This is a genomic window from Pseudomonas sp. Pme6b (assembly GCF_058129925.1).
The window spans coordinates 2,773,570-2,799,341 of the sequence record NZ_CM176704.1; the positions used below are offsets into that span (position 1 = coordinate 2,773,570).

A 25,772-nucleotide genomic window follows, 5' to 3' on the forward strand; every position below is an offset into this window, starting at 1 on the left:
ACAGATAAATAAGGAGGGCCATGGGGTGAAGCACTCACGCCATGACCGCTCTTGCAGCCGCGGAGAGTGGCCGGCTTAGCTCAACAGGTCGGAGAACGCCTTGTCGGCTTCAAGCACCGCTGGCAGCCCGGCAAACAGTGCGTCCAGATCGACTCCTTCCATCAATGGCCCGCCGCAGGCCTGCTGCGCTTGCACAGTTGCGCCGCCGTGGGCTTCCAGTGCATCGGAGATGGTGATGGCCTGAGCAACGATCTTTGGCAGCGGTGCGTCGGCCGGAGCCTTCAGCGGTGTTGCCTGATAGGCGATAGCCTGTTTGATCAGCTCTGGCAGATGCCAGCGACTGGCCAGTTCTGCGCCTACTTCCGGGTAGCTGAAACCCAGTTGCAGGGTTTCGTTGGCTGCACGCCCCGGTGTACCGGCCTTGGCTGCGTTGTTCAAGCGCTCTGCAACGTCGGGCGCGCCGGTCTGGATCAGCAGTTCGCCGATGTTATGCATGACCCCGCAGGTAAAGGCGATTTCTGGGTCGACACCCGTCTGTTTCGCCAGCATCCGGCAGATCCCTGCCACCTGAAAGCTTTTGAGCCAGAACCCTTTGAGGTCAAAACTTGGCCCGGCTTTGAACGCGCCGGTCACTGCCGAGGCCATTACCAGGGTGCGCAGGGTGTTGAAACCCAGGCGCATGGCCGCGTCTTCGATGCTGGAGGATTCTCGCGAGCCGCGAAACCGCGCCGAGTTGGCAAGGCGCAGCACCTTGGCAGCAATCACCGGGTCTTTCTCGATGTTTCGGGCAATGCTTTCCAGGTTCGAGGAAGGGTTGTCAAATTGCAGCATCAGGTCCTGAGCCACTTTGGGGATGCTCGGGAGACTGTGCAAATCGTCAAAAAGTTTTTCGATACTCAGCATGGCAAGACCATCCTCTGCACGGCGGGGATGATTCAACCATAGCCAGTTTTTCCGGCTCTGCACGTTTCACCGTCGATTGTGGGAGACAGGTCTCAGCACGCTTCGAAAAAAATAATCAAGGACTCGTCCATCGCGGCCGATAAGGCGATACAAGCGTCTCTGTAAGGTTTCGGTACCTGAACCTACCTGATGATCGACATGGCAGGCGCTGGTGTATCGACTCCGGTTGCTGAACGGCCTGTAGGTTGTTACGTGAAAAGGACGGCACAGTTGGAAGTTTGATTGGCGATTCAGAGATCGTCCTTATTGGTTTTTGCCGTGGAAGTAACCGCTATGAAAAGTCTGGGTTTCAGCAAGAAAATTCTTCTCGCCGCCGCATTGATTGTGGTTGTCGCGTTCAGTGTGTTCATTGTCATCAATGACTATCGACAACGTCAGTCGCTCAAATCCAGCGTCAGGTCCGAGTTGCAACAACTGGGTACGCTCACCACGCAGAACATCCAGACCTGGCTGGAAAGCCGCATGCAATTGCTGCAATCGATGTCGCAGCAAGTCGCCGCGGATGGCAAGGAGCTGCCACAGTTGCAGCGCGCGATTGGCCTGCCTGCCTACAGCGAAAGTTTTCAGTTGAGTTACTTTGGCAGCACCGATGGCGTGATGTTCTCGGTGCCGTCGGCCAATCGCCCCGCTGACTACGATCCGCGTGCACGTGGCTGGTACAAGGCGGCACAGAATGCGCCCGGCACCATTGTGACCGAACCCTACATCGCGGCATCTTCCGGCAAGCTGGTCATGACCATGGCCACACCGGTCAAGTTTCAGAATCAGTTCGTGGGCGTGGCCGGTGCTGATATCGCTCTGGACAACGTCACCAAGATCATCAACTCGCTGAACTTTGATGGCCATGGTTATGCGTTTCTGGTCAGTGCCGACGGCAAGATTCTGGTGCACCCGGACAGCAAACTGGTGCTCAAGAACATCAGTGAAGCCTACCCGACCAACACTCCGAAAATTGCTGCCGGGGTGAGTGAAATCGACTCCGGTAAAAAGCCGGAGATCATTTCCTTCACGCCCGTTCAAGGTGTCTCGACGGCCAACTGGTACGTGGCACTGGTACTGGAGCAGGATTCCGCCTACGCCATGTTGACCGAGTTCCGTACCTCGGCCATCACTGCGATGGTGGTTGTGGTGATGGTGATCATCCTGCTGCTGGGCCTGTTGATCCGGGTGTTGATGCAACCCTTGCATCAGATGGGCCGCGCGATGCGAGATATCGCTGACGGCGAGGGCGATTTGACCAAGCGTCTGGCCATCACATCGCAGGACGAATTCGGTGCACTGGCGCAGTCGTTCAACCATTTTGTCGAACGTATCCATACCTCGATCCGCGAAGTGGCCTCGACTGCCGCGCAACTGGGGGCGGTGGCCACACAAGTGGTCAAGGTCTCCAACGCGTCGATGGACAACTCCGACCAGCAGGCCAACCGCACTGAAAGCGTGGCAGCGGCGATCAACGAATTGGGTGCCGCCGCCCAGGAAATCGCCCAGAACGCCGCGCGTACCTCGCAGCAGTCGAGCGATGCGAGCGGCCTGGCCAGCGACGGCCAGAACGTCGTGCAGCAGACCATCAAGGCCATGAACGAGCTGTCCGGCAAGATCAGCGAGTCGTGCGTGAACATCGAAAGCCTGAATGGCAAGACCGCCAACATCGGGCAGATTCTCGAGGTAATCACCAGCATTTCCCAGCAGACCAACCTGCTGGCGCTCAACGCGGCCATCGAAGCGGCGCGTGCCGGTGAAGCCGGGCGCGGGTTTGCCGTGGTGGCTGACGAGGTGCGTAACCTTGCGCACCGCACTCAGGATTCGGCGCAACAAGTGCAGAAAATGATTGAAGAGCTGCAGGTCGGCGCTCGTGAGGCAGTGGTCAACATGACTGAAAGCCAGCGTCAGAGTGAGGACAGCGTAGGCATCGCCAACCTCGCCGGCGAACGCCTGAGCAGCGTGACCCGACGCATCGAAGAGATCAACGGCATGAACCAGTCGGTGGCCGCAGCAACGGAGGAGCAGACCTCGGTGGTGGAGTCGATCAATGTCGACATCACTCATATCAACACCCTCAACCAGCTGGGCGTCGACAATCTGCGCCAGACCCTGGACGCCTGCAACTCGCTGGAAGAGCAGGCTGCCCGCTTGCAGCAACTGGTCGGCAGCTTCCGGATCTGATCCGGCAGCTGTCTGCACCAAGCGGAGGGCTCATCGTGATGTACAGGTCCCGATGGGCCTGTAAATAGGGCTCAAACCACGATGACGATCGTTACCACGCTCCGCGTGGTAATGCATTTCGTGACGCTGCAACACCTTCTGCGACAAACTGTTATCAGCTAGTCACTCACGGTTCATGAGGCTGCAACAACACAGGTTCAGTTTGGTTGACAACCGAATACGACCTGTCCCGGGTCGTGCGCAGACCGAGAAGCCTCATGAACGATGCCATTCATGTACAGGGCCTGAACAAGACCTTCTCGCACAAAAGTGCGTTGGTTGACCTTGCATTGTCTATACAACCTGGTGAGATGGTTGCGCTGATTGGCGCTTCCGGCTCTGGCAAGTCAACCTTGCTGCGCCATCTTGCCGGCCTGGCGTGCTGTGATCGCAGCAATGGCGGTCAGGTTCAGGTGCTGGGGCGCGAGGTTCAGTCGTCCGGTCGTCTCAACAGTCAGGTGCGACGTCTGCGCGCCGATATCGGCTATATCTTCCAGCAATTCAATCTGGTCAATCGCCTCAGTGTGCTGGACAACGTTTTGCTCGGTTGTCTGGGACGCATGCCGCGCTGGCGCGGCAGTCTGGCGCTGTTCAATCGCGAGGAAAAACAGCGTGCGATGGCCGCGCTGGACAGGGTAGGGCTGGCAGATCTTGCCGCCCAGCGGGCTTCGACCCTGTCTGGCGGCCAGCAGCAACGAGTTGCGATTGCTCGTGCCTTGACCCAGCGCGCCGAAGTGATCCTGGCCGACGAACCGATTGCCTCGCTGGACCCCGAATCGGCCCGCAGGGTCATGGAAATTCTTGCCGACATCAATCGCAGCGATGGCAAGACCGTCGTCGTCACCCTGCATCAGGTGGATTACGCGGTGCGCTATTGCCCGCGTGCCGTGGCCCTCAAGGGCGGGCGGATCCATTTTGATGGCCTGGCGCAGGATCTCAGCAAACAGTTCCTCAATGACCTCTACGGTGCAGACGCGGACGCGAGCCTGATGATCACCGAACGAAGCCGTCGCGTTCGGCAGAAGCCGCGTCTGGAACTGGCCAAAGTCTGAAGCTTTTCAACATCACCCTATTTATCAGGAGAGCCTGCATGTTCGAGCGTATCGGTCGTCTTCTCGCCTCTGCCGCCTTGCTGACCGCCTGCGCGTTGGGCACGGTCCAGGCTGCAGAAGAAAAAGCCATCAATTTCGGCATCATGTCCACCGAGTCATCGCAGAACCTGAAAAGTATCTGGCAGCCGTTTCTCGATGACATGAGCCGCAAAACCGGTCTGAAGGTCAATGCCACCTTTGCCTCGGACTACGCCGGTCTGATTCAGGGCATGCGCTTCAACAAGGTCGATGTGGCCTGGCTGGGCAACAAGGCCGCGATGGAAGCGGTAGACCGCTCCAATGGCGAGATCTTTGCCCAGACGTCTGCCGCCAACGGCGATGCGGGCTACTGGAGCCTGTTGATCGTGCGCAAGGACAGCCCGATCAACTCCGTCGAAGACATGCTCAAGAACGCCAAGAGTCTGACCTTCGGCAACGGTGACCCGAACTCCACGTCGGGTTATCTGGTGCCTGGCTATTACGTATTTGCCAAAAACCACGTGGATGCCTCCACCGCCTTCAAGCGCACCTTGAACTCCAGCCATGAGGTCAATGCCCTGAGTGTTGCCAAAGGTCAGCTGGATGTCGCGACCTTCAATACCGAAAGCTGGGACCGCCTGGCCGTGACTCAACCGGACAAGGTCGAGCAGTTGAAGGTGATCTGGAAGTCGCCGCTGATTCCAGCCGACCCGATTGTCTGGAGCAAAGCTCTGTCGGACGAAAACAAGGCGAAGATCCGTGATTTCTTCGCCGATTATGGCGATACCGCTGAAGAGAAAACCGTCCTGAAGAACATGCAGATGGGCAAGTTCCTCAAGTCCAGCGACGACCAGTTGTTGCCCATTCGCCAGCTTGAGCTGTTCAAGCAGCGTACTGAGGTGGCCGCCAGCACCACGCTGGATGCTCAGGAGAAAGCGACCCGCCTCAAGGACATCGACGCCAGCCTGAACAAGTTGCAGGAGCGCATCACCGAGCTGAACCAGAAAACGGCAGACAGCTCTGCAGGTTGAGCCAATCGATCACTATCAGGAGTTCGCCATGACCACTCAAGTTGCCTATGCCCAGGCTGCGGGCAAGCCCAACTGGTCTCGTTACCTGGGCTGGGGGCTGTTGCTTGCGGCACTGGCCTGGGCCTGGCAGGGCGCGGAAATGAACCCGATGACGCTGGTTCGGGACTCGTCGAACATGGCGACCTTCGCCGCCGATTTCTTCCCGCCGGACTTCCGTGAGTGGCGCAGCTACCTCAAGGAAATGCTGGTGACCATCCAGATTGCCCTGTGGGGTACGGCGCTGGCGATTGTCTGTTCGATACCGCTGGGCGTTCTTTGCGCCGAGAACATCACGCCGTGGTGGATTCACCTGCCATTGCGGCGCTGCATGGACGCCTTTCGCTCGATCAATGAGATGGTTTTTGCGATGTTGTTTGTGGTCGCGGTCGGGCTTGGGCCGTTTGCCGGGGTGCTGGCGCTCTGGATCAGTACCACCGGTGTGCTCGCCAAGCTGTTCGCCGAAGCCGTCGAGGCCATAGAGCCTGGTCCTGTCGAAGGGGTACGTGCGACCGGTGCCAGTGCTTTACAGGAAGTCATCTACGGTGTAATTCCTCAGGTTATGCCGCTATGGATCTCCTATGCTTTATACCGGTTCGAATCCAATGTGCGCTCGGCGACCGTGGTGGGCATGGTCGGTGCAGGCGGCATCGGGGTCATTCTCTGGGAGAATATCCGGGCCTTTGCGTTCGTCCAGACCAGCGCCGTGCTGCTGGTGATCATCGTTGTGGTAAGCGTCATCGACATCATGTCGCAGCGCCTGCGCAAGCAATTCATCTGACAGAAGAGGGGTGTTCAATGAACACTTTTTTTAATCATGCAGTTGTCTAGACAAGCTGAGCCGATGTACCTCGAACTGGCTGAAACCCTGCGCGATGAGCTGGTCTCGTATCGGCCCGGCGATTATCTGCCTGCCGAGTTTCAGTTGGCCGAACGCTTCTGTGTCAACCGCCATACGATCCGCCGAGCGGTCGATGAACTGGTCCGTGAGGGCAGTGTGCTGCGACGCCAGGGCAAGGGCACGCAAGTGCTGGAACGTCCGTTGATCTACCCGATGCAGGCCGACAGCGCCTACAGCCAGTCGCTCTCGGCACAAGGCATCGGCGTGGAAGCGATTCTGCTGTTGCGCCGCGAATGCCTCGCCAGTCACGAAGATGCGCTGCATCTGGGGCTGGCCGAGCATGCGCCGCTGATCGAAATGCAGACATTGCGCAAGCTGGATGGCCAGCCTGTGAGCCTGATCTGCCATCGCTACAGCGCCCGCTACAGCGATGTGCTGGCTGATTATCAGGGTGGCTCGGTTCGCCAGTACCTGGCTGAGCGCGAGTTGCCGCTGAGCCGTGCGCAGAGCCTGATCGGAGCCCGCCTGCCGTCCCGTGAAGAGGCCGGGCTGCTGCTGATGCCCCGGCACATGCCGGCGCTGACGGTGTTGACGGTTTCGTGTGACCGATCGGGGCGGCCGGTGGAGCTTTCCCGCTCGGCCAGCCGCTGCGACCGCTTCCAGTATCAGGTGGCGTTCAACCAGATCGCCGTCACCCCAACGACTGACTGACATTGAGGTGTTCCATGCAAGCAACCCCTGAAACGGCCGCACGGCAGCACTGGATGGGCGTACTGGCGCGCGCCCTTGTCGATGAGCCGAGCCGCGAACAGTTGCAGCGTCACGAGGCGGCGTTGCGCGACACCGATTACCAGATGATCCGCGCCCCGGAAATCGGCATGACCCTGGTGCGTGGTCGCATGGGCGGCACCGGTTCGGCGTTCAATCTTGGCGAGATGAGCGTTACCCGCTGCGTGGTCCGTCTGGCCGATGGCCGCACGGGTTACAGCTACCTGGCCGGACGCGACAAGCGCCATGCCGAACTGGCGGCGCTGGCTGATGCCCATTTGCAAGGCGCGCAACAGGCCTGGTGGCTGTCCGAACTGATCGGGCCCCTGGCGCGTGCGCAAGCCGAGCGTCGTGCACGCAAGGACGCAGAAGCCGCTGCAACCAAAGTGGAATTCTTTACCCTGGTCCGAGGAGAAGACTGATGAATGCCGTCCTTCTGCAACCTGCCTTCACCGATCCGGTGCTGGATGCCCAGCGCAGTTTTCGCGTAGCGCTCAAGGCCTTGTCCGGTCCGGGTGTGATTCAGACCCTGCCCACCAGACATCAGCCGCCTGCCTTGCAGGGCCTGGACAGCGCAACTCATGCCTTGTGCCTGGCGCTGCTGGATCTGGACACTCCGCTCTGGCTCGCCCCTGCATTTGATACCCCGGCGATTCGCGCGAACATTGCCTTTCATTGCGGCAGCCCGATTGTCACTGACCGGAGTGCTGCCCGTTTCGCGTTGCTCGATGCGTCGACTGTCGGGGACCTGCACGGTTTCGATACCGGCAACGACCGTTACCCTGATCAGTCCTGCACCTTGCTGATTCAGTTGCCAGGCCTGCAAGGCGGACAGACCCTTGCCTGGAGCGGTCCCGGCATCGAGCAGCAAAATTCTGTGGCGTTGCCGCTGGACGAAGCGTTCTGGACCGAGCGTGAAGCACGGAATGTCTTCCCCTGCGGGCTGGACGTGTTCTTTGTGTCGGGCAATCAAATGCTCGGCTTGCCACGCAGCACCCGCGTGCAGGAGTGTGCCTGATGTACGTCGCCGTGAAGGGTGGCGAACAGGCCATCGATAACGCCCACCGCCTGCTGGCCAACAAGCGCCGTGGCGATACAAGCATTGCCGAGCTCGATGTCGAGCAGATCCGCCAGCAGTTGCCACTGGCGGTTGCGCGAGTCATGAGCGAGGGTTCGCTGTACGACCCGCAGCTGGCCGCACTGGCGATCAAGCAATCGGCGGGGGATTTGATCGAAGCGATCTTTCTGCTGCGCGCCTACCGCACGACGCTGACGCGTTTTTGCGCCAGCGTGCCCATCGACACCTCGAACATGCAGCTCAACCGGCGCTTGTCTGCCACGTTCAAGGACGTCCCCGGCGGGCAATTGCTGGGCCCGACCTTTGACTACACCCACCGCCTGCTGGATTTCACCTTGCTGGCCGAAGGCGAGCACCCTGGCCCGGACGTGGCGCCGGATGCAACGCTGCAACCCTGCCCGCGAGTGCTGGGGTTGCTGGCCAAAGAAGGGTTGATCAAACCTGAAGTGGACGATGGCGAGAGCGTCGCGGACATCACCCGCGAACCGCTGGAGTATCCGTCCAGTCGTGCCCAGCGTTTGCAGGCGCTGGCCCGTGGCGATGAGGGTTTCCTGCTGGCGCTGGGTTATTCGACCCAACGTGGTTACGGCCGCAACCATCCGTTCGCCGGGGAAATCCGCATCGGCGAGGTAGAGGTCTGGATAGAGCCTGAAGAACTGGGTTTTCCGATTGTGATCGGCGACATCGAAGTGACCGAGTGCGAGATGGTCAACCAGTTCGTCGGCTCGGCCAGCGAACCTGCGCAGTTCACCCGTGGCTACGGCCTGGCATTCGGCAACGCAGAGCGCAAGGCAATGGGCATGGCACTGGTGGACCGCTCATTGCGCGCCGGGGAATTCAACGAAGAAGTCCGCTCGCCGGCCCAGCAGGAAGAGTTCGTGCTGGCGCATTGCGACAACGTCGAGGCGGCCGGTTTTGTCTCGCACCTCAAGCTGCCGCATTACGTGGACTTCCAGTCCGAGCTGGAGTTGATCCGCAAGCTGCGCAAGTCCGCACCGCAACCGGAGAGCGACCAATGACTAATGCACCGATGAACACCGCAGAGCAAAGGCCCGCACGGGATGACGCCTACAACTTCGCGTATCTGGACGAGCAGACCAAACGCATGATTCGCCGTGCCTTGCTCAAGGCGGTAGCGATTCCCGGTTATCAGGTACCGTTCGGCGGGCGCGAGATGCCGCTGCCTTATGGTTGGGGCACCGGCGGGATGCAGCTGACCGCTGCGATCCTGGGCGCTGATGATGTGCTCAAGGTCATCGACCAGGGCGCTGACGACACCACCAACGCAGTCTCGATCAGGCGTTTCTTTGCCCGTACGGCCGGTATCGCCACCACCGAGCGCACCCCCGAGGCGACTGTCATCCAGACCCGTCACCGCATTCCGGAAACACCGTTGCACGCCGATCAGATCATGGTCTATCAGGTGCCGATTCCCGAGCCGCTGCGTTTCATCGAGCCTTCGGAAACCGAGACCCGCACCATGCACGCGCTGGATGATTACGGTGTCATGCACGTCAAGCTCTACGAAGACATCGCTACCTTCGGCCACATCGCTACCAGTTACGCCTACCCGGTCATGGTCGATGAGCGTTACGTGATGGACCCGTCGCCGATCCCTAAATTCGACAACCCCAAGCTGCACATGAGCCCTGCGCTGATGCTGTTTGGTGCTGGACGGGAAAAGCGTCTGTATGCCGTACCGCCGTTTACCCGGGTGGTAAGTCTGGACTTTGAAGATCACCCGTTTGAAGTGCAGCGCTGGGAGCAGTCCTGCGCAATCTGCGGCAGCCATGAGTCCTTTCTCGACGAGCTGATTCTCGACGATGCCGGGACGCAGAGCTTTGTCTGCTCCGACACCGATTACTGCGCCCAGCGCGTCAAACAGCAGGAGAACGACCGATGATCAGTGCACGTTCGTTGGACGCGGCGGGCGGGCGCCTTCCTGACGCTGTGCAGCCGCTGCTCAAGGTACGCGGCCTGACTCGCCTGTACGGTGTGCAGAAGGGCTGTCAGGACGTCAGTTTCGATCTGTACCCCGGCGAAGTGCTGGGCATCGTTGGCGAGTCCGGCTCAGGGAAGTCCACGCTGCTGTCGCTGTTGAGCGGGCGCTGCCCGCCGGACCGCGGCAGCATCGACTATCGCAGCAAGGCGGGCGACTGGTTCGACCTGTACAGCGCCAGTGAGGCGCAGCGGCGCACCTTGCTGCGCACCGAGTGGGGTTTTGTCGAACAGAACCCGCGCGATGGCCTGCGCATGGGCGTGTCTGCCGGAGCCAATATCGGCGAGCGCCTGATGGCTCAGGGCGTGCGCAATTATCAGCAATTGCGCAGTGCGGCGGTGGACTGGCTGAGCCAGGTCGAGATCGACCCGCTGCGCATTGATGATCTGCCGCGCACGTTTTCCGGCGGCATGCAGCAACGCCTGCAGATCGCCCGCAACCTGGTGTCCAGTCCCAGACTGGTATTCATGGACGAACCCACCGGTGGGCTGGATGTGTCGGTGCAGGCGCGGTTGCTCGACCTGTTGCGTGGTCTGGTTCGAGAGCTGGACCTGGCCGTGGTCATCGTCACTCACGACCTGGCGGTCGCGCGGTTGCTGGCTGATCGGCTGATGGTCATGCGTCGCTCGGAAGTGGTCGAAAGCGGCCTGACCGATCAGATTCTCGATGACCCGCAGCATCCGTATTCACAACTGCTGGTGTCCTCGGTATTGCAGCCATGAGCCGCACTGTCCGAACAGCCTGTAAAGAAGAGGTGAGCCCGATGACAACCTTGATCGAGGTCCGTGACCTGTCGAAAACCTTCACCCTGCACCAGCACAACGGCGTGGTCCTCAATGTGCTGCGCGGGCTCAGTTTCTCGGTGCGCGCTGGCGAATGCCTGGTGCTCAGCGGGCAGTCCGGCGCGGGCAAAAGCACATTGTTGCGCACTTTGTACGGCAACTACCTGCCTGCCGCTGGCAGCATCCGCGTACAGCACGAAGGCGAGTGGACCGAACTGGTCGGGGCAACCCCGCGCCAGGTGCTTGAGGTGCGGCGCAAAACGCTCGGCTATGTCAGCCAGTTCTTGCGCGTCATTCCGCGTGTCTCCAGCCTGGATGTAGTGATGGAGCCGGCACTCGCACGCGGATGGTCGCGCGAACAGGCTCAGGAGCGCGCGCAACTGCTGCTGAACCGGCTGAACATTCCCCAGCGCCTTTGGCCACTGGCCCCCAGCACGTTTTCCGGTGGTGAACAGCAGCGTATCAACATCGCCCGGGCATTCATGGTGCCGTGGCCGGTTTTATTGCTCGACGAACCGACGGCTTCGCTGGACGACGCCAACCGTCAGGTGGTGCTGGAGCTGGTCGACGAGGCTAAACAGGCCGGTGCCGCACTGATCGGTATTTTTCATGACCGCGACGCCCGCGAGGCAGTCGCCAATCGTCAACTCGACATGAGCCCGGTGGACCTCACCGCCAAGGAGTTGCTGCAATGCTGAACGAACAGATCTTTAGTAACGCCCGTGTGGTGACTGCCGAGCAGGTGTTCGTCGGCACAGTCGTGGTCCGCGACGGCCTGATTGCCGAGGTTCAGAGCGGGCGCAGCCAACTGAGCCAGGCTCAGGACATGCAGGGCGATTACCTGCTGCCGGGCCTGGTGGAGTTGCACACCGACAATCTGGAGAAGCACCTGTCGCCGCGGCCGGGTGTCGACTGGCCGTCGATGTCGGCGGTGATCAGCCATGATGCGCAAATTGTCGCGGCCGGGATTACCACGGTATTCGATGCACTGTCGATTGGCGACATCAACCCCAAAGGCAAGCGCATGCAGCAACTGCCCGCAATGCTTCAGGCGATTGCCGACGCCAACGCAGCGGGCCTGACCCGCGCCGAGCACCTGTTGCACCTGCGTTGTGAGGTCAGTCATCCGGATACCCTGAGCGTGTTTCGTGACCTGGTGGACCAGCCACTGGTGCAACTGGTTTCGGTGATGGACCACGCGCCCGGCCAGCGCCAATTTGCCCTGGAGTCCAAGTACCGCGAGTACTACATGGGCAAGTACCACATGAGTCATGAGGAAATGGACCGCTTTATCGTCGAACAGGTGGCCAATTCCACCGAGTATGCCGACCGCTACCGGCGCGCGATTGTCGAACTGTGCCTGGCGCGCGGCCTGTCGATTGCGAGCCACGACGACGCAACCATGGCGCATGTCGAGGAATCGGCAGGTTTCGGCATGAACATCGCCGAATTCCCGACCACACTCGAAGCGGCCCGTGGCTGTCGGCAACTGGGCATGAGTGTGCTGATGGGCGCACCGAACATCGTGCGCGGCGGCTCGCACTCCGGTAACGTGGCGGCAGCATCGCTGGCCCGACACGGGCTGCTGGACATTCTGTCCAGCGATTACTACCCGGCCAGCCTGTTGCAGGCCGCGTTCATGCTGGCCGAACAGGACAACGACTGCGAGCTGCCGCACGCGATCAATATGGTCAGCCGCACGCCCGCCGTTGCGGCAGGGTTGGCGGATCGGGGCGAGATTCGCATCGGTCTGCGCGCTGATCTGATTCAGGCGCGCAATCATGCAGGCCTGCCGGTTATCGACAAGGTCTGGCGACAAGGCAAGAGGGTGTTTTGATGGTTGGCAGGTTGATCTATCTCATCGGGCCGTCCGGTTCAGGCAAGGACAGCTTGCTGGATGCGGCCCGTGAAACGTTGGCGCAACGCAACTGCCGGGTTGTACGGCGGGTGATCACCCGTTCTGCCGAAGCGGTGGGCGAGGCGGCACAGGCGGTGACGGTCGAACAGTTCGAGCAGATGCGCGAGCGTGGTGCGTTTGCCTTGAGCTGGCAGGCGAATGGCTTGCACTACGGCATCCCCATCGAGATCGATCAGTGGCTGCTGGAGGGCCACGACGTGTTGATCAACGGCTCCCGGGCGCATCTGCAGAAAGCGCAAATGCGTTACCCGACGCTGCTGGCGGTGCTGCTGACCGTCAATCAGGACGTGCTGCGCCAACGGCTGTTGGCGCGCAACAGGGAAACCCTTGCGGAAATCGAGGAGCGCCTAGCGCGCAACTCGCGCTTTGCCGGGGATTTACTGGCGAACAATCCACAGGTCTTCCCGCTGGATAATTCGGGTGATCTGCAACAGACCGTCGCCACGCTTATCGGCCTGATGGAGCGGCGTGACGCATGCGCCTGACCCTGCTGGGCACCGGTGACGCACGACAGGTGCCCGTCTACGGTTGCCAGTGCCCGGCCTGCTCGGCGGCGCGGGCGAATCAGGACCTGCGACGCTTGCCGTGCAGTGCGCTGATTGAATGCGCCGATCAGCGCTGGTTGATCGACAGCGGCCTGACCGACCTTACCGAACGTTTCCCGCCGCGCAGCCTGAGTGGCATCCTGCAGACGCATTACCATGCCGACCATGCCCAGGGCCTGCTGCATCTGCGCTGGGGCCAGGGGCTGGTGATTCCGGTCCACGGCCCGGCGGACCCGGAAGGCCTGGCCGACCTCTACAAGCACCCCGGCATTCTCGATTTCAGCCAGCCGTTTGCAGCCTTCGAAACCCGGGCACTGGGCGCACTGCAGGTCACGGCGTTGCCGCTGACGCACTCCAAGCCCACGTTCGGGTACATGTTTGAAGGCGACGGGCAACGTTTTGCCTACCTGACCGACACAGTCGGCTTGCCCGACGCGACCTGCGAGTTTTTGCAACGCCAACCGCTGGATGTGTTGATTCTCGATTGTTCCATGCCCCCACAGCCTCAGCCGCCACGCAATCACAATGACCTGACCCTGGCGCTGCAAACCATCGACCAGTTGCGACCGGGCAAGGCGGTATTGACGCACATCGGCCATACGCTGGATGCGTGGTTGATGGGGCTGCCGCCAGGACTGCCGGGCCATGTATTGATCGGTCGGGACGGCATGGCGCCATAGGCGTGCGCATAAACGCAAAAATTGTGCGCTGATCGCCCGCAAAAGCCTATTCCAGAAGCTTGGCAGCCTGCGACAATTTGTCATTATGAACCGTTTGGTACATTCTGTTCGGCTGTAAAAATCCGACAGGTTTGAAAAATGACAAACAAGCAAGACACAGGAACTGGCGGCAGGTTGCTGCTGCTCGGGCTGGGAGTACTGATCGCCCTGATCGGGCTCGGTCTGGCAGGTGGCGGCGGCTATCTGGTGACATTGGGCGGCAGCTGGTTCTTCCTGCTGATGGGACTGGCGATGCTGGTCAGTGGTGCGCTGATCGCCGCGCGCAAACCCAAAGGTGCTTTGTTGTATGGCATCGCCCTGGTACTGACCGCCATCTGGGCTATCTGGGATGCAGGCCTGCACTATTGGCCGCTGGTGTCCCGCCTATTGACCTTTGCCGTGATCGGCCTGGTGATTGCGCTGATCTACCCGGCACTGGTGCGCGCTTCGGGTGCTCAGGCGGGTCGTGGCGCATATGGCCTGACCGGCATGCTGGCCATCGGTGTTGTGGCGACCATTGGCTACATGTTCGTTCCGAGCCATGTGGTCAGCGCCAGCAGCGTGCCGCCTATTGTCCCGGTGGCGCCGGGTGCCGAGCAGAAGGACTGGGCACACTGGGGCAATACGCCGGCAGGTAACCGGTTCGCTGCTCTGGATCAGATCAACAAGAGCAACGTCGACAAGCTGCAGGTTGCCTGGACCTTCCACACCGGCGACATTCCGCAGAGCACAGGTGCCGGTGCAGAAGACCAGAACACCCCGCTGCAGATCGGCGACACGGTGTACACCTGCACCGCCTACGGCAAAGTATTCGCACTGGATGCTGACACCGGCACTCAGCGCTGGAAGTTCGATCCGCAGGGCAGTGCGCCCAACTGGCAGCGCTGCCGAGGCCTGGGCTACTTCGCCGCACCCGCAGCTGCACCCGACGCACCTGCCCAGCCAGCCGCCGCGTGCGCCACACGCGTGTTTCTGCCGACTGGCGACGCTCGCCTGATCGCACTCGATGCCAGGACCGGCGAGACCTGCAAGGACTTTGGTAATCAAGGCGTAGTCGATCTGAAAACCGACATGGGCGAAGTCAAGGAAGGCTACTACCAGCAGACCTCGACGCCGCTGGTGGCGGGCAATGTGGTTGTGGTGGGCGGTCGGGTTGCCGACAACTTCTCCACCGGCGAACCTCCAGGCGTGGTGCGTGCTTTCGACGTACACAGCGGCGAGCTGGTCTGGGCATGGGATCCGGGTAACCCGAATACCACCAAACGTCCGCCCGCAGGCGAAACCTATACCCGTGGCACGCCTAACGTCTGGTCGGCCATGTCCTACGATGACAAGCTCGGCCTGATCTACCTGCCGACCGGTAACGCTACACCCGACTTCTTCGGCGGGACGCGTACCGAGCAGGACGACAAATGGTCCTCGTCAGTGGTTGCGGTAGACGCCAAAACCGGTCAGGTGCGCTGGAACTTCCAGATGACCCACCATGATCTGTGGGACTTCGACATTCCGGCGCAGCCGTTGCTGTATGACATTCCGGACGGCAAGGGCGGTACGCAGCCGGCATTGGCGCAAGTCACCAAGCAGGGCGAGATTTTCCTGCTCAACCGCGAAACCGGCGTGCCGATCTCGCGTGTCGAAGAACGCCCTGTGCCGCAGGGTAATGTGCCGGGCGAGCGCTATTCGCCGACCCAGCCGTTCTCGGTAGACATGCCGTCGATTGGCAACCAGACCCTCAAAGAGTCGGACATGTGGGGTGCTGCGGCGTTCGACCAGCTGATGTGCCGCATCGCTTTCAAAGGCATGCGTCACGAGGGCGTTTACACACCGCCAGGCCTGGACCCTGCGTTGCAGTTCCCCGGCTCGCTGGGCGGCATGAACTGGGGCAGCGTCTCGGTCGACCCGACCAACAACTATATGTTCGTCAATGACATGCGCCTGGGCCTGGCCAACTACATGATCCCGCGCGACAAGATCGCCGCCGGTGCCAGTGGTATCGAGATGGGCGTCGTGCCGCAGACCGGCACGCCGTTTGGTGCCATGCGCCAGCGCTTCCTGTCTGCCGTCGGCATACCGTGCCAGGCACCGCCGTTCGGCACCATGTCGGCGATTGACCTGAAAACCAAAAAGCTGATGTGGCAGGTTCCGGTCGGCACCGTGAAAGACACAGGCCCGATGGGCATCCGCATGGGCCTGCCGATTCCGATTGGCATGCCGACGCTGGGCGCTTCGTTGTCCACCCAGTCGGGCCTGCTGTTCTTCGCCGGTACTCAGGACTTCTACCTGCGCGCCTTCGACAGCGGCAACGGCAACGAAATCTGGAAGGCCCGTCTGCCAGTCCGGCCCGATGACCTACGTATCGCCCAAAACCGGCAAGCAGTACATCCTGCTCACCGCCGGCGGCGCCCGCCAATCGCCGGATCGTGGCGATTACGTGATTGCCTACGCGTTACCCAAGTAACGTGCTTCAACGTTGAGGGGCAGATTTTGCCCCTCGATTTGTCATGTCACATGCTGGATGTCTTGCGTACAGATGGATGCTATTGTTGGCTTGTGAAGTAAATGGCCATTTTGGATAGCCAATCCGAATAATGAGTGTGTTCACTGCTGGGCTCGAAATGGCACCCCGATGTGGTTGTCATTATTTCGCTGTAGTCTGTTTCCGTCATGGGCTGGCTTAACAGATGCTCAATTTCTTTTACGCTATCTCGCAAACAGCTCAAGGGTTCACATTTTACGATCTCTTCAAACACGTGATTGCTGTCCGAGAACTCTTCCGTCCAGTCCTGATGAAAATAGCAGCCTAGTAATCGGCTCAGGTTGGCGTATTGATCTGTTTTCATGAGGATGTCCGGCTTTTTGTTATGGGGGCAGGCTTCAATTTTTGATAATTGATGATATAAGGTGCGAATCTATTTGATATGAATGGGCGAGGCGGAATTGTTGATGGGATGTTATATGTTATTAGGCTGCAGTTTGGCTTTGCGTTTAGGAGTGGGCGATTATTCTTTTGACAAGATACTCATAAAAAATCGCTGCATAGAGGATCGCTGCTCCTGAAGGTATTTTCAAGAAGATCTGGCATTCATTGTTTTTGTAAGTATTATAGTCAAAGAAGAAAACTTCGCCCAGGTCCGTTCTGCTGATGACCAATTTTTCTGGGGTGGTCGACTTGTTTTTGAGTTCGTTAATATGTTGGAAGACAATATCTCCACCCTGTATGCCATCGAAGTCCATGCCGTAGATACTGCAAATCTCCTCGGTGCCTACTTCTCCTCCCGCATAATTCCGTAAAAACCATTTGTAGGAGTCAGGCAGTGGGTGACCTAAACGCTGTTCTGCCTTAATAATCAACTCATCGGCCACAGCGTCGGCAGGTGTTCCAAATGCTGCTACATCCTCATGTGTCTTTATAAGGTTTCCAAGATCAAATGCTGTCAAATTAGTCATTTCATTACTCGTGAGTATTCGCGCAGTTAAATCTAGTTCCACCTCTTGTATCTGCTCCTGAAAATTCAAATAGTTCAGTATTTTTTAGAGGCTTTCCACGCTCATCTGTTGACTTTGGTTACGTTTGAGTAATCGCCGAACTCGGGGATTTTTTCGTAATTGTCTTTAGGCTCGAAATGCGATTTGGCTTCCTCAAGCTTATGTGGGTTTAGCTGCTCCCGACGAATCAAAAGCTCGCCGCTTTCTTTGAAGATGTAGCTGGTTCCAACTGAGATTTTCCCAGCGTCATCAAATTCACGATGGGTTGCCATCGTGAGGAAAAGCGTTTCTGAATCCAGGCATTGAAACTGATAGGTAAGGTATTCGCGCTGATGGTCATCCAGAAATCCAACGCCCACCATGTTCTTGTCTAAAATCATTTCTACGAAACAAGCTGGTTTAGAGTCTGAGCCTATCAACGCTGTATAAGGCTTTTTAGCCAAATGCAAAGCGTTGGCGGTAGCCTCGTCCATAGGGTCGATTGCACGATGCTTAAGGCGGAACCAGGACTTGCAATAAAAAATAGAAGGACTCATCAATACACCTTTCCGTTGATATCTCTAATTAAAACTCCTGCTTTGTCTGCAGAGTCTAAAATAGTTTGGGGTATTATACCTGTTTGAGGTGGAACTTCCAGTATCAAAGCGCCCTGTAATTTTTGTCCTGCCAAAGAGCCACTGGATGGAACATTCGCTATAGTAGAGCCGCTCGGGTACTTTGATATTGCTTCATTTATATAGCTTTTGGCGGTGGGTTCAGATATTTTTGAAAATTGAGTTAATTTACGTGATATGATTTCCCCAGTTGTTGGGTTGTATGAATCTAGTCGGTAATAGCCATTGCCGTCAGGCCTCTGTATGTAGACCTCATTGTAGGGGTAATTTTTTGATTGAACTCTATTAAACTCGTTACCTGCATCGAGTCGCTGCAGCCACTCTGGTTTTGATGAGGTATTTGCCACGTCGTTGGATTCTTTTTTTGCACCTGGCCGATTAGATGGCGAGGGTGTAGTTGGCGGCTCTTGGGTGTCCATTACTCCCCGGAGCGGTGAAGGCTCACTCCTCCGCAACTCAGGATGAGCCAGCAACTTCTGCTCATTCCGAGCCAACCAACCCGCAATTTGCTTGTTGGTCATGTCTGCTTGAAGCTTCGCGCTTCTTGCGGCGATGCCGTCCAGACTGCCTACGATCCCTGCTTTGACCTGACCTCGCGTGATGTAGGTGACGATGGCAGTCAGCAGGAGCATGACCAATTGCTCCTGACCTTTTGCGAGTTGCCGCGCGGCAGCATCTATACGCTCATCAATCAACCACGCGGAGGCTCCTGTGGGATCAAGACCCGGCGGTTTGACACCTTCCTCTGCATTCCAGGCAGTCACAATGCCTTCATAGAGAGTTGCAAGACAGGCAGGGAGCCCTTGATAAAAGTACTCGGCAATGGCTGAAAGCCCCATGCCCAGCAGAATTAGGTTGCCGACCTGTAAGCCTATGCCGCTGCCTGCTATGGCCCCTGGTACAGCGCCCGCCCCAAATGCTAGCGATCCAGCCGCACCACCAACAAGAGTTCCTACGGCTACGCTGCCGCCCATGATCATGGCGACCTCTTTTACCAGTTGCAGCAAGACAGGAAGTATTTCCGTAATGTCTATGGAAGCCCACTTGCGCATCAGATTCAGCTGGATGATTGGGTAAGACTTGGACATCGCCAGCTTCACCGACTCAATGCGGTTTCCGCCGATACTGCCGAATGCCAGTGTGGCCTCGTTACTGACTCGCCGAGTGAAACCGTTCCAACCATCGAAAGCGCTTTCCCAGCCTTGATCGAAAGACTGATTCAGATGGTTGAATTTGTTATCGAGGGTTCGCTCGATGTCTTCCCATTTGGGGACGTTGGCTAAAAGATCCATTTATTCATCTCTGTCCTTGAAAAGAGTAAATTCCGATTCTCGATCCTTGAGTCATCGGACTACAGCCTGCGCTAGAGGTAACCTTTGCCTGACCGTCTGGCATGCCAATTCGATCTCAGATACTGCCATTTTTCTCATTTGTGCGACGATCGCAATGATGTCAATGAGATAGCAGTTGGATGTTCACGACTGTGATAGCTAGGTGACGCATTGAATTCCCGGCGCTTTTTCTCACCGCTGTGGTTTGAAAGTTTTTTTGGTTGATCGCTAAGTTGATCGCTAAAAAGTGAAGTGCGGCACGTTTGTTGAACGCCTGGTATTGGTCTTGCTCCTTCACACATCCCCAACTACATCGCACCAATCTCCGGCTTGCCCGTTCTCGACCCGCCATAAACCGGTGGATGCGTGACGATGTGCGTCAGGTCGACTGCCGAGGCCAGCAGTTTTTGCAGGTCCGGGCGTGGCCGGGACAAACGTGGGTCATTCTCCGTCGCCTGTTCGAGCGCTTCGGCGCAGGCGAGCAGTTTTGCGTCGCCGCGAAACCCGCCGATCACCTGAAGCCCGAACGGCATGCCGTTGTGGTCGGTGCCGCAGGGCAGGGACAGTGCCGGGTTGGTGGTCAGGGTGATGGTGTAGCACAGCGCCAGCCAGCGATAGTAATTGTCCAGTGGCACGCCGTTGACTTCGCGCAGGTACAGTTCGCTCCAGGGGAAGGGCGAGACTGGTGTGGTCGGCGCGAGGATCAGGTCGTAGTGTTCGAATTGCTTCTGGAAACCGCGGAAGATCCGGCTCTGCTCGCCATGTGCCTTTACGCAGTCCTGCAGCGACATGGCGGCGCCCATCTCAAAGTTGGCGCGGGTGTTGGGTCCCAACGCATCAGGATCGCGGTCGTGGGCGTCCTGCAACCCGGCAACGAAGGCTTCGGCACGCAGTACGTCGAAGGTGTGATGGGCGCTGCCCAGATTCAGGTCGATGGCTTCGCAGGATTTGAAGAGCGGCTTCAGTGCGTTGATTTTTTCCCGGAAAACGGCACGGATTGTGTCATCGACTGCGCACGCGCCGAAGTCTTCGCTATAGCCGACCCGCAGTTGGCTGAGGTCGACGGTGCGTGGTGCAAATTCGTCATCGGCAATGGCATAGCTCAACGGATCGGACTGCCCCAGCCCGGCGCTGGCGCGCAGTTGCAGCAGCGTGTCGGCGACATTGCGACCCATCGGGCCAACAACGGAAATCGGCGTCCAGCCGAGTTTTTTGCGTTCGCTCGGTACCAAGCCGGGTGAAGGTCGCAGGCCGACGATGCCGCACAGTGCTGCGGGAATGCGCAACGAGCCACCGGTATCTGAACCGCTGCACAACGGCACCATGTCCACAGCCAATGCGGCGGCTGAACCACCCGAGGAACCGCCTGCGTTGAGTTCCGGATTGAACGGGTTGCCGGTCGCGCCCCACACTACGTTGCGGGTGTTGGCTCCGGCGCCGAGTTCCGGGACATTGGTCTTGCCGACGACGATTACCCCGGCAGCACGCAGGCGGGCGACGAACAGGTTGTCCTGCGCGGGGATGTTGTCGCGGAACAATTGTGAGCCGTAAGTGGTGAGTACCCCGGCAGTTTCTTCCAGATCCTTGATGCCGATTGGCAGGCCATGCAGCAGCCCCAGCGGTTTGCCTTGCAGGACTGCATGCTCGGCCAGCAGCGCCTCGTCGCGGGCGCGCTTGAAACAGGTGGCGGCGAACGCATTGATTTTCGGATTGAGGGTTTCAATCCGCTCGATACAGGCGTCGAGCAATTCCACTGGCGAGATCTGTTTGTTGCCGATCAGCGCACGCAGTTCGGTGGCGGATTTGCCGAGCAGCCCGGATGGGTTTTGCATGGAGTGTTCTCCCGAATGTAATCGTTCACCGCGTGGGAATGCATTTCGTGACGCTCTGCGTCACACATCTGCGTCGCGCCTCTTTTTCCAGGTCGGGCACAGCACGTGGGCAGTCTCTTCAAACATCCCCCAGCGCCAATATCGTCGCCACCAGCGCCTGGCCTCTGGGCACCAGGGTATCAAGCTCCAGATATTCACGGTCGGTGTGTACCTTGCCGCCGACCGGGCCGAGACCGCACAGGGTAGGGATGCCCAGGCTGGCGGTGAAACCAGAGTCGGCGCAGCCCCCGGTGAACTCACCTTCCGCGCTGAAACCCAGTTCCTGCGCAAGCCCCTGATAGATACTCAACAGTTCAGTGCTGTGCCGGGCTTCCATGGGCAGGAAGGTCGTGGCTTCCAGCAGTCTGGCCGATGTGCCGGGCAGTTCCTCTTCGGCGACGATGGCCTGGACGGCGGCGAGAATTTCATCCCATTGGCGCAGTTCGACAAAGCGCCCGTCGAGTTTCGCCGTCGCGCTGGGTGCAACGGTGTTGCTGGAGGTGCCGCCTGAGATCAAGCCGACGTTGGTGGTAATGCCCGCTGCATAGTCGGTCAACGCATGCAGCTTGATCACCTTGTGCGCCAGCGCCTGAATCGCGCTGGCACCGTCGGCGTGATTGACCCCGGAATGCGCCGCACGGCCGCTGACTTCAATGATCAGCGTGGCACCGCCTTTGCGGGCACTGACCACGTTGCCGCTGGCGCGTCCCGGTTCCGGGTTGAGCACCGCGCGGGCCTGACGGGCATACTTTTCGATGTGAACACGAGCGCTGGCGGAGCCGATTTCTTCGTCTCCGGTATAGAGGATCTGTACCGGAAATGGCAGCGGGCCGATGCGCTTCAACGCTTTCAGCGCAAAGCAGTTCAGCACCAGTCCGCCTTTCATATCCGCCACGCCAGGGCCATAAGCCAGTTCGGCATCTTTGGTATAGCCGCGAGTGGACGTGGTGCCTTTGGGAAATACCGTGTCGCGATGGCCGAGCAGCAGCACCGGCTTGCCGGGGCCGCCTGGCAATTCAGCCAGCAGCACATCGCCTCATATTGCTCGGCCAGCCACGCGGTGGCGTGCAGTTGTGCCTCATTCATTCACTCAGCTCCTGTGCCCGCTGCTCCCGGGTCAGTCGTGCGCCGTCCGTGCCCAGGTCCCAGAACAGTCCGGCCATGATTTGCAGGCTCTCCTTGACCACCGGAGCCAGCAAGTGCTCGTCAGGTGCATGCTGCGAGCACGCCGGGTATGAGTGTGGCACCCAGACCGTCGGCAGGCCCAGCACTTCAGCGAATACGTCATTGGGCAGCGAACCGCCCAGATTGGGCAGCAGCGCGGGTTTCTTGCCCGTGGTGGCGGCCAGCGAATCCAGCGCCCAGCCGACCCACGGGCTGTCCGGTGACAGGCGCGTGGCGTGCATCACGTCCATGCGCGTTTGTCTGACCTCGACACGATCGAAGCCATGGGCATCCAGGTGCGCGCGCACCGCGGGGATGAACGCGTTGTAATCACTGTCGACCACAAAGCGAATGTGACACAACGCGTGAGCCTTGCCGGGAATGGCGTGTACCGGGGCGTCCGGGTTGCCGGTCTTGAAGGCGAGCACGTCGAGGGTGTTCCAGCCAAAGACTTTTTCGCTGAGCGACAGTGCCGGGTCGCCCCAGCCAGCGTCGATGTCCGGGTCGCCGGGGCCGCCGCCGACCTCGATATCCGCCAGCGCAGTGCGCACGGCATCGGGAATTGCTGTCGGCATCAGGCCCGCGACTTTCACGCGGCCATGCGCATCGACCATGCTGGCAATTGCGTTGGCCAGAATGATGCCTGGGTTGGCCAGCAGCCCGCCCCAGTTGCCGGAATGGTGCGCGCCTTCACGCAGGTTCACCGTCAGCTCGAAGTTGAACACCCCGCGCGAGCCAAGAAACAGGGTAGGGCGCGCCGCTGCCAGGCGTGGGCCGTCGGAGGCGATGAAAATGTCTGCGGCGAGTTCTTCTGCGTGGGCCCGGCAGAACGCGCCAAGACCCGGCGAGCCGTCTTCTTCGCCCATTTCCAGCAGCAGTTTGACGTTGAAACCCAGCTTGCCGTCGCGTGCCTTGAGGGTCTGCTCCAGAGCGGTCAGGTTGATCAGGTGCTGGCCCTTGTTGTCCGCAGTGCCACGTCCGTACCAGCGTTCGCCACGTTCGATGACCTGCCACGGCGACAAGCCCGGTTGCCACTGCGCGTCATAACCGCGAACCACATCGCCATGACCATAACTGAGCAGGGTCGGCAGGGCCGGGTCTTCGATACGGGTCGCGATCATAAGGGGGCCACGCCCGGCGACCGGGTTGTCATGCACCGCCACGCTGAAGCCTAAACGCTCTACATGCGGTGTAATGAATTCGTGCAGATAGCGATAAAGCTCCGGCAGGCTCTCGGCCTCCTGGCTCTGGGTCGGATAGGCGACGCTTTCGCCAAGCAGGGCGAAAAATGCGCCGTTGTCGAACTGTTCAGTGACGTTTTCGATGGCGTGCGAACGGCTACTCATGAGGGCATCAGCTCCAGGGTTTTCGAGGTGTCGCGCAAGTGGCAGCGCACGGTTCCGCCTTCCATGCGGCCAATCACCGGAGACTTCTCCTTGCACACCGCCATGCAGGCCGGGCAGCGCGGGTGAAAGGCACAGCCGGATGGCGGCGACATAGGGTTGGGGAAGGTCCCGTGCAAACCCAGATCGGGAATGCCCAGATGCGGGTCAGGGGTCAGTACCGAGTCCAGCAACGCCTGGGTGTAGGGATGACCGGGTCTGGCGAACAGCGATTCGCGGCTGCGCTCTTCGACAATCCGCCCCAGGTACATCACCGCGACGCGGTCGGCGAGGTGTTCGATGACGGCCAGGTTGTGGCTGATCAGCAGGTACGTCAGGCCGAATTCCTGTTTCAGGTCCTGTAGCAGATTAAGAATTTGCGCCTGCACCGAAACGTCCAGCGCCGAGGTCGGCTCGTCGCAAATCAACACATCCGGGCGCATCACCAGGGCCCTCGCAATCGCTACCCGCTGGCGCTGGCCACCGGAAAGCTGGCTCGGGTAACTGTCGATCACGCGCTTGGGCAAGCCGACCACGTCCATCATCGCCTCGGCACGCTGGCGACGTTCGGTATGGGTGCCGATGTCATGCACGATCAGCGGCAGAGTGACGATTTCGCGCAGGGTCTTGCGCGGGTTGAGCGACGAGTAAGGATCCTGAAAGATCGGCTGGATGCGCCGTGCCATCTCCTTGCGGTCGGTTCCGGCGAGGTGTTTGCCGTTGACCAGCACATCGCCGCTGCTGGGCGCGAGCAGGCCCAGCAGCATCTTGGCCAGGGTGCTCTTGCCGCATCCCGATTCGCCGACCAGCCCGAGGGTTTCGCCGCGCATCAGGCGCAGTGACACACCGTCGACTGCTTTCAAAGTCGCATTGGGTTTGAAAAAGCCACGGCTGATGCTGAATTCGCGACGGATGTCGCACAGCTCCAGAGCAATGTCTTTTTTGGCGCTCGTGTTAAGGGCCTGATTATTCATGACGTCATGCCCTCACGGTGCAATACAGTTTCTTCGCCCGTTGAAGCAAACAGGCAGCGGGTCATGTGGTCCTGGCTATTGATTGGCGGCACGTCTTCGGCGCAGGCCGGGATTGCCAGCGAGCAGCGATTGCGAAATGCACAGCCATGTTGCTCGCCCACCAGGCTGGGCACCAGCCCCGGAATCGAACCCAGCGGCTGGCCTGGCTGGGTGCGCCCGGGGATCGGTATGCTCGCCAGCAAGCCGCGGGTATAGGGGTGTTGCGGGTTCTCGAACAACTCGATGGCCGGGGCGGTTTCGACGATCTGTCCGGCGTACATCACCGCAACCCGGTCGGCGATACGTGCTACCAGCCCCAGGTCGTGGGTGATGAAGATCACGGCCAGACCCAGCTCCTTCTGAATGTCGCGGATCAGGCGCAGGATCTGTGCCTGAATGGTCACGTCCAGTGCGGTGGTCGGCTCGTCGGCGATGATCACGTCCGGTTCGCACATCAGTGCCATGGCGATGATCACCCGCTGGCGCATGCCGCCCGACAATTGATGCGGGTACTGACGCAGGCGTTCGCTGGCGTTGCTGATCCCGACTTTTTCGAGCATCTGCGCGGCGCGCTGCAGGGCCTCCTTGCGGGACACCTTGCGGTGTCGGGTGAGCACTTCGCTGAGCTGATCGCCGATGCTGTAGGCTGGGTTCAGCGAGGTCATCGGCTCCTGAAAGATCATCGCCAGGCGGTTGCCGCGCAGGTCGCACATCTGCCGCTCGCTCTGGGTCAGCATGTCGATGCCGTCCAGGCTCAGTGTCGTTGCGGTACGCCGGGCCTTGCGCGGCAGCAGGTCCATGAGTGCCAGCGAAGTCAGGGATTTGCCGCAGCCGGACTCGCCGACGATGCACAGCATTTCGCCGCGCTCGACCTGAAAATCCAGGCCGCGCACTGCGTGGAGCGTGTCTTGGCCGAGAGGAATCTCGACACGCAGGTTTTCAACCTGTAACAGGGCCAT

Annotated in this window: 23 protein-coding genes and 3 pseudogenes; 16 read left to right on the plus strand and 10 right to left on the minus strand. The window is 59.6% G+C overall.

The window, feature by feature from the left end; translation table 11 throughout:
* Positions 1 to 75: 75 nt before the first annotated feature.
* A complete protein-coding gene (locus tag AC4ANE_RS12595; RefSeq protein WP_002553876.1) occupies positions 76 to 903 on the minus strand; it encodes an HDOD domain-containing protein in 828 nt (275 codons plus the stop codon).
* Positions 904 to 1,236: 333 nt separating this feature from the next.
* On the opposite strand from AC4ANE_RS12595, the pseudogene AC4ANE_RS12600 reads away from it, so the two are divergent.
* The 16 genes and pseudogenes from AC4ANE_RS12600 to AC4ANE_RS12675 all read left to right on the plus strand — a co-directional run.
* A pseudogene (locus tag AC4ANE_RS12600) lies at positions 1,237 to 2,268 on the plus strand (HAMP domain-containing protein); the annotation flags it as partial.
* Positions 2,269 to 2,361: 93 nt separating this feature from the next.
* Complete coding sequence (locus AC4ANE_RS12605; protein WP_369812061.1) at positions 2,362 to 3,126, plus strand: methyl-accepting chemotaxis protein; 765 nt, start codon at positions 2,362 to 2,364, stop codon at positions 3,124 to 3,126.
* 257 nt (positions 3,127 to 3,383) lie between these two features.
* Positions 3,384 to 4,217 carry a phosphonate ABC transporter ATP-binding protein gene (gene phnC, locus AC4ANE_RS12610; protein ID WP_002553874.1) on the plus strand — a complete coding sequence of 278 codons (834 nt, stop codon included), beginning with the start codon at positions 3,384 to 3,386 and terminating at the stop codon, positions 4,215 to 4,217.
* Positions 4,218 to 4,255: 38 nt separating this feature from the next.
* Entirely contained in the window at positions 4,256 to 5,266 is a 1,011-nt protein-coding gene (gene phnD, locus AC4ANE_RS12615) for a phosphonate ABC transporter substrate-binding protein (protein ID WP_002553873.1), read from the plus strand.
* 28 nt (positions 5,267 to 5,294) lie between these two features.
* Positions 5,295 to 6,083 carry a phosphonate ABC transporter, permease protein PhnE gene (phnE, locus tag AC4ANE_RS12620; protein ID WP_002553872.1) on the plus strand — a complete coding sequence of 263 codons (789 nt, stop codon included), beginning with the start codon at positions 5,295 to 5,297 and terminating at the stop codon, positions 6,081 to 6,083.
* A 36-nt stretch (positions 6,084 to 6,119) separates the two neighbouring features.
* A complete protein-coding gene (gene phnF / locus AC4ANE_RS12625; protein ID WP_002553871.1) occupies positions 6,120 to 6,854 on the plus strand; it encodes a phosphonate metabolism transcriptional regulator PhnF in 735 nt (244 codons plus the stop codon).
* Between the two features lie 14 nt (positions 6,855 to 6,868).
* Positions 6,869 to 7,333, plus strand: a complete 465-nt coding sequence (gene phnG, locus AC4ANE_RS12630) for a phosphonate C-P lyase system protein PhnG (protein ID WP_002553870.1) — start codon at positions 6,869 to 6,871, stop codon at positions 7,331 to 7,333.
* Complete coding sequence (gene phnH / locus AC4ANE_RS12635) at positions 7,333 to 7,929, plus strand: phosphonate C-P lyase system protein PhnH (RefSeq protein WP_005732946.1); 597 nt, start codon at positions 7,333 to 7,335, stop codon at positions 7,927 to 7,929. The genes phnG and phnH overlap by 1 nt, the downstream gene beginning before the upstream one ends.
* Positions 7,929 to 9,008, plus strand: coding sequence for a carbon-phosphorus lyase complex subunit (locus AC4ANE_RS12640; protein WP_002553868.1), 1,080 nt, complete (start codon positions 7,929 to 7,931; stop codon positions 9,006 to 9,008). The genes phnH and AC4ANE_RS12640 overlap by 1 nt, the downstream gene beginning before the upstream one ends.
* 11 nt (positions 9,009 to 9,019) lie before the next feature.
* Positions 9,020 to 9,892 carry an alpha-D-ribose 1-methylphosphonate 5-phosphate C-P-lyase PhnJ gene (locus tag AC4ANE_RS12645; protein WP_369812060.1) on the plus strand — a complete coding sequence of 291 codons (873 nt, stop codon included), beginning with the start codon at positions 9,020 to 9,022 and terminating at the stop codon, positions 9,890 to 9,892.
* Positions 9,889 to 10,710, plus strand: coding sequence for a phosphonate C-P lyase system protein PhnK (gene phnK / locus AC4ANE_RS12650; RefSeq protein WP_031596842.1), 822 nt, complete (start codon positions 9,889 to 9,891; stop codon positions 10,708 to 10,710). Before AC4ANE_RS12645 ends, phnK begins: the two co-directional genes overlap by 4 nt.
* Before the next feature lie 41 nt (positions 10,711 to 10,751).
* The gene (gene phnL / locus AC4ANE_RS12655; RefSeq protein ID WP_002553866.1) at positions 10,752 to 11,468 is read left to right on the plus strand and encodes a phosphonate C-P lyase system protein PhnL; all 717 of its coding nucleotides are present in this window, start codon (positions 10,752 to 10,754) and stop codon (positions 11,466 to 11,468) included.
* Positions 11,462 to 12,607, plus strand: coding sequence for an alpha-D-ribose 1-methylphosphonate 5-triphosphate diphosphatase (locus tag AC4ANE_RS12660; RefSeq protein ID WP_005732942.1), 1,146 nt, complete (start codon positions 11,462 to 11,464; stop codon positions 12,605 to 12,607). Before phnL ends, AC4ANE_RS12660 begins: the two co-directional genes overlap by 7 nt.
* Complete coding sequence (gene phnN, locus AC4ANE_RS12665) at positions 12,607 to 13,173, plus strand: phosphonate metabolism protein/1,5-bisphosphokinase (PRPP-forming) PhnN (protein ID WP_002553865.1); 567 nt, start codon at positions 12,607 to 12,609, stop codon at positions 13,171 to 13,173. Before AC4ANE_RS12660 ends, phnN begins: the two co-directional genes overlap by 1 nt.
* A complete protein-coding gene (phnP, locus tag AC4ANE_RS12670; protein WP_002553864.1) occupies positions 13,164 to 13,913 on the plus strand; it encodes a phosphonate metabolism protein PhnP in 750 nt (249 codons plus the stop codon). Before phnN ends, phnP begins: the two co-directional genes overlap by 10 nt.
* 138 nt (positions 13,914 to 14,051) lie before the next feature.
* Positions 14,052 to 16,410: pseudogene (locus tag AC4ANE_RS12675) on the plus strand (glucose/quinate/shikimate family membrane-bound PQQ-dependent dehydrogenase).
* A gap of 79 nt (positions 16,411 to 16,489) precedes the next feature.
* Here the strand turns inward: AC4ANE_RS12675 and AC4ANE_RS12680 are convergent.
* The 9 genes and pseudogenes from AC4ANE_RS12680 to AC4ANE_RS12720 all read right to left on the minus strand — a co-directional run bounded on the left by AC4ANE_RS12680 (position 16,490) and on the right by AC4ANE_RS12720 (position 25,772).
* A complete protein-coding gene (locus AC4ANE_RS12680; RefSeq protein WP_031596837.1) occupies positions 16,490 to 16,792 on the minus strand; it encodes a contact-dependent growth inhibition system immunity protein in 303 nt (100 codons plus the stop codon).
* A 145-nt stretch (positions 16,793 to 16,937) separates the two neighbouring features.
* The gene (locus AC4ANE_RS12685; protein ID WP_031596836.1) at positions 16,938 to 17,399 is read right to left on the minus strand and encodes an SMI1/KNR4 family protein; all 462 of its coding nucleotides are present in this window, start codon (positions 17,397 to 17,399) and stop codon (positions 16,938 to 16,940) included.
* A gap of 101 nt (positions 17,400 to 17,500) precedes the next feature.
* Complete coding sequence (locus AC4ANE_RS12690; RefSeq protein ID WP_004665578.1) at positions 17,501 to 17,974, minus strand: hypothetical protein; 474 nt, start codon at positions 17,972 to 17,974, stop codon at positions 17,501 to 17,503.
* On the minus strand, positions 17,974 to 19,344 hold the full coding sequence (locus AC4ANE_RS12695; RefSeq protein ID WP_002553862.1) for a DUF6861 domain-containing protein: 1,371 nt from the start codon (positions 19,342 to 19,344) through the stop codon (positions 17,974 to 17,976). The genes AC4ANE_RS12690 and AC4ANE_RS12695 overlap by 1 nt, the downstream gene beginning before the upstream one ends.
* A gap of 347 nt (positions 19,345 to 19,691) precedes the next feature.
* Positions 19,692 to 21,215, minus strand: a complete 1,524-nt coding sequence (locus AC4ANE_RS12700; RefSeq protein ID WP_031596835.1) for an amidase — start codon at positions 21,213 to 21,215, stop codon at positions 19,692 to 19,694.
* A 118-nt stretch (positions 21,216 to 21,333) separates the two neighbouring features.
* Positions 21,334 to 22,340: pseudogene (locus AC4ANE_RS12705) on the minus strand (M20 family metallopeptidase).
* The gene (locus AC4ANE_RS12710; RefSeq protein WP_002553859.1) at positions 22,337 to 23,764 is read right to left on the minus strand and encodes a M20 family metallopeptidase; all 1,428 of its coding nucleotides are present in this window, start codon (positions 23,762 to 23,764) and stop codon (positions 22,337 to 22,339) included. Before AC4ANE_RS12710 ends, AC4ANE_RS12705 begins: the two are co-directional and overlap by 4 nt.
* Positions 23,761 to 24,774, minus strand: a complete 1,014-nt coding sequence (locus AC4ANE_RS12715; protein WP_031596834.1) for an ABC transporter ATP-binding protein — start codon at positions 24,772 to 24,774, stop codon at positions 23,761 to 23,763. Before AC4ANE_RS12715 ends, AC4ANE_RS12710 begins: the two co-directional genes overlap by 4 nt.
* Positions 24,771 to 25,772, minus strand: coding sequence for an ABC transporter ATP-binding protein (locus AC4ANE_RS12720; protein ID WP_002553857.1), 1,002 nt, complete (start codon positions 25,770 to 25,772; stop codon positions 24,771 to 24,773). The genes AC4ANE_RS12715 and AC4ANE_RS12720 overlap by 4 nt, the downstream gene beginning before the upstream one ends.

Coding starts and splice junctions, on each gene's coding strand:
- AC4ANE_RS12720 (WP_002553857.1), bottom strand. CDS start 25,772: ATGGCCCTGTTACAGGTTGAAAACCTGCGTGTCGAGATTCCTCTCGGC.
- AC4ANE_RS12605 (WP_369812061.1), top strand. CDS start 2,362: ATGGACAACTCCGACCAGCAGGCCAACCGCACTGAAAGCGTGGCAGCG.
- phnN (WP_002553865.1), top strand. CDS start 12,607: ATGGTTGGCAGGTTGATCTATCTCATCGGGCCGTCCGGTTCAGGCAAG.
- AC4ANE_RS12700 (WP_031596835.1), bottom strand. CDS start 21,215: ATGCAAAACCCATCCGGGCTGCTCGGCAAATCCGCCACCGAACTGCGT.
- phnH (WP_005732946.1), top strand. CDS start 7,333: ATGAATGCCGTCCTTCTGCAACCTGCCTTCACCGATCCGGTGCTGGAT.
- phnL (WP_002553866.1), top strand. CDS start 10,752: ATGACAACCTTGATCGAGGTCCGTGACCTGTCGAAAACCTTCACCCTG.
- phnE (WP_002553872.1), top strand. CDS start 5,295: ATGACCACTCAAGTTGCCTATGCCCAGGCTGCGGGCAAGCCCAACTGG.
- phnK (WP_031596842.1), top strand. CDS start 9,889: ATGATCAGTGCACGTTCGTTGGACGCGGCGGGCGGGCGCCTTCCTGAC.
- AC4ANE_RS12715 (WP_031596834.1), bottom strand. CDS start 24,774: ATGAATAATCAGGCCCTTAACACGAGCGCCAAAAAAGACATTGCTCTG.
- phnP (WP_002553864.1), top strand. CDS start 13,164: ATGCGCCTGACCCTGCTGGGCACCGGTGACGCACGACAGGTGCCCGTC.
- phnF (WP_002553871.1), top strand. CDS start 6,120: ATGCAGTTGTCTAGACAAGCTGAGCCGATGTACCTCGAACTGGCTGAA.
- AC4ANE_RS12685 (WP_031596836.1), bottom strand. CDS start 17,399: ATGACTAATTTGACAGCATTTGATCTTGGAAACCTTATAAAGACACAT.
- AC4ANE_RS12645 (WP_369812060.1), top strand. CDS start 9,020: ATGAACACCGCAGAGCAAAGGCCCGCACGGGATGACGCCTACAACTTC.
- phnD (WP_002553873.1), top strand. CDS start 4,256: ATGTTCGAGCGTATCGGTCGTCTTCTCGCCTCTGCCGCCTTGCTGACC.
- AC4ANE_RS12695 (WP_002553862.1), bottom strand. CDS start 19,344: ATGGATCTTTTAGCCAACGTCCCCAAATGGGAAGACATCGAGCGAACC.
- AC4ANE_RS12660 (WP_005732942.1), top strand. CDS start 11,462: ATGCTGAACGAACAGATCTTTAGTAACGCCCGTGTGGTGACTGCCGAG.
- phnC (WP_002553874.1), top strand. CDS start 3,384: ATGAACGATGCCATTCATGTACAGGGCCTGAACAAGACCTTCTCGCAC.
- AC4ANE_RS12690 (WP_004665578.1), bottom strand. CDS start 17,974: ATGAGTCCTTCTATTTTTTATTGCAAGTCCTGGTTCCGCCTTAAGCAT.
- AC4ANE_RS12680 (WP_031596837.1), bottom strand. CDS start 16,792: ATGAAAACAGATCAATACGCCAACCTGAGCCGATTACTAGGCTGCTAT.
- AC4ANE_RS12595 (WP_002553876.1), bottom strand. CDS start 903: ATGCTGAGTATCGAAAAACTTTTTGACGATTTGCACAGTCTCCCGAGC.
- phnG (WP_002553870.1), top strand. CDS start 6,869: ATGCAAGCAACCCCTGAAACGGCCGCACGGCAGCACTGGATGGGCGTA.
- AC4ANE_RS12640 (WP_002553868.1), top strand. CDS start 7,929: ATGTACGTCGCCGTGAAGGGTGGCGAACAGGCCATCGATAACGCCCAC.
- AC4ANE_RS12710 (WP_002553859.1), bottom strand. CDS start 23,764: ATGAGTAGCCGTTCGCACGCCATCGAAAACGTCACTGAACAGTTCGAC.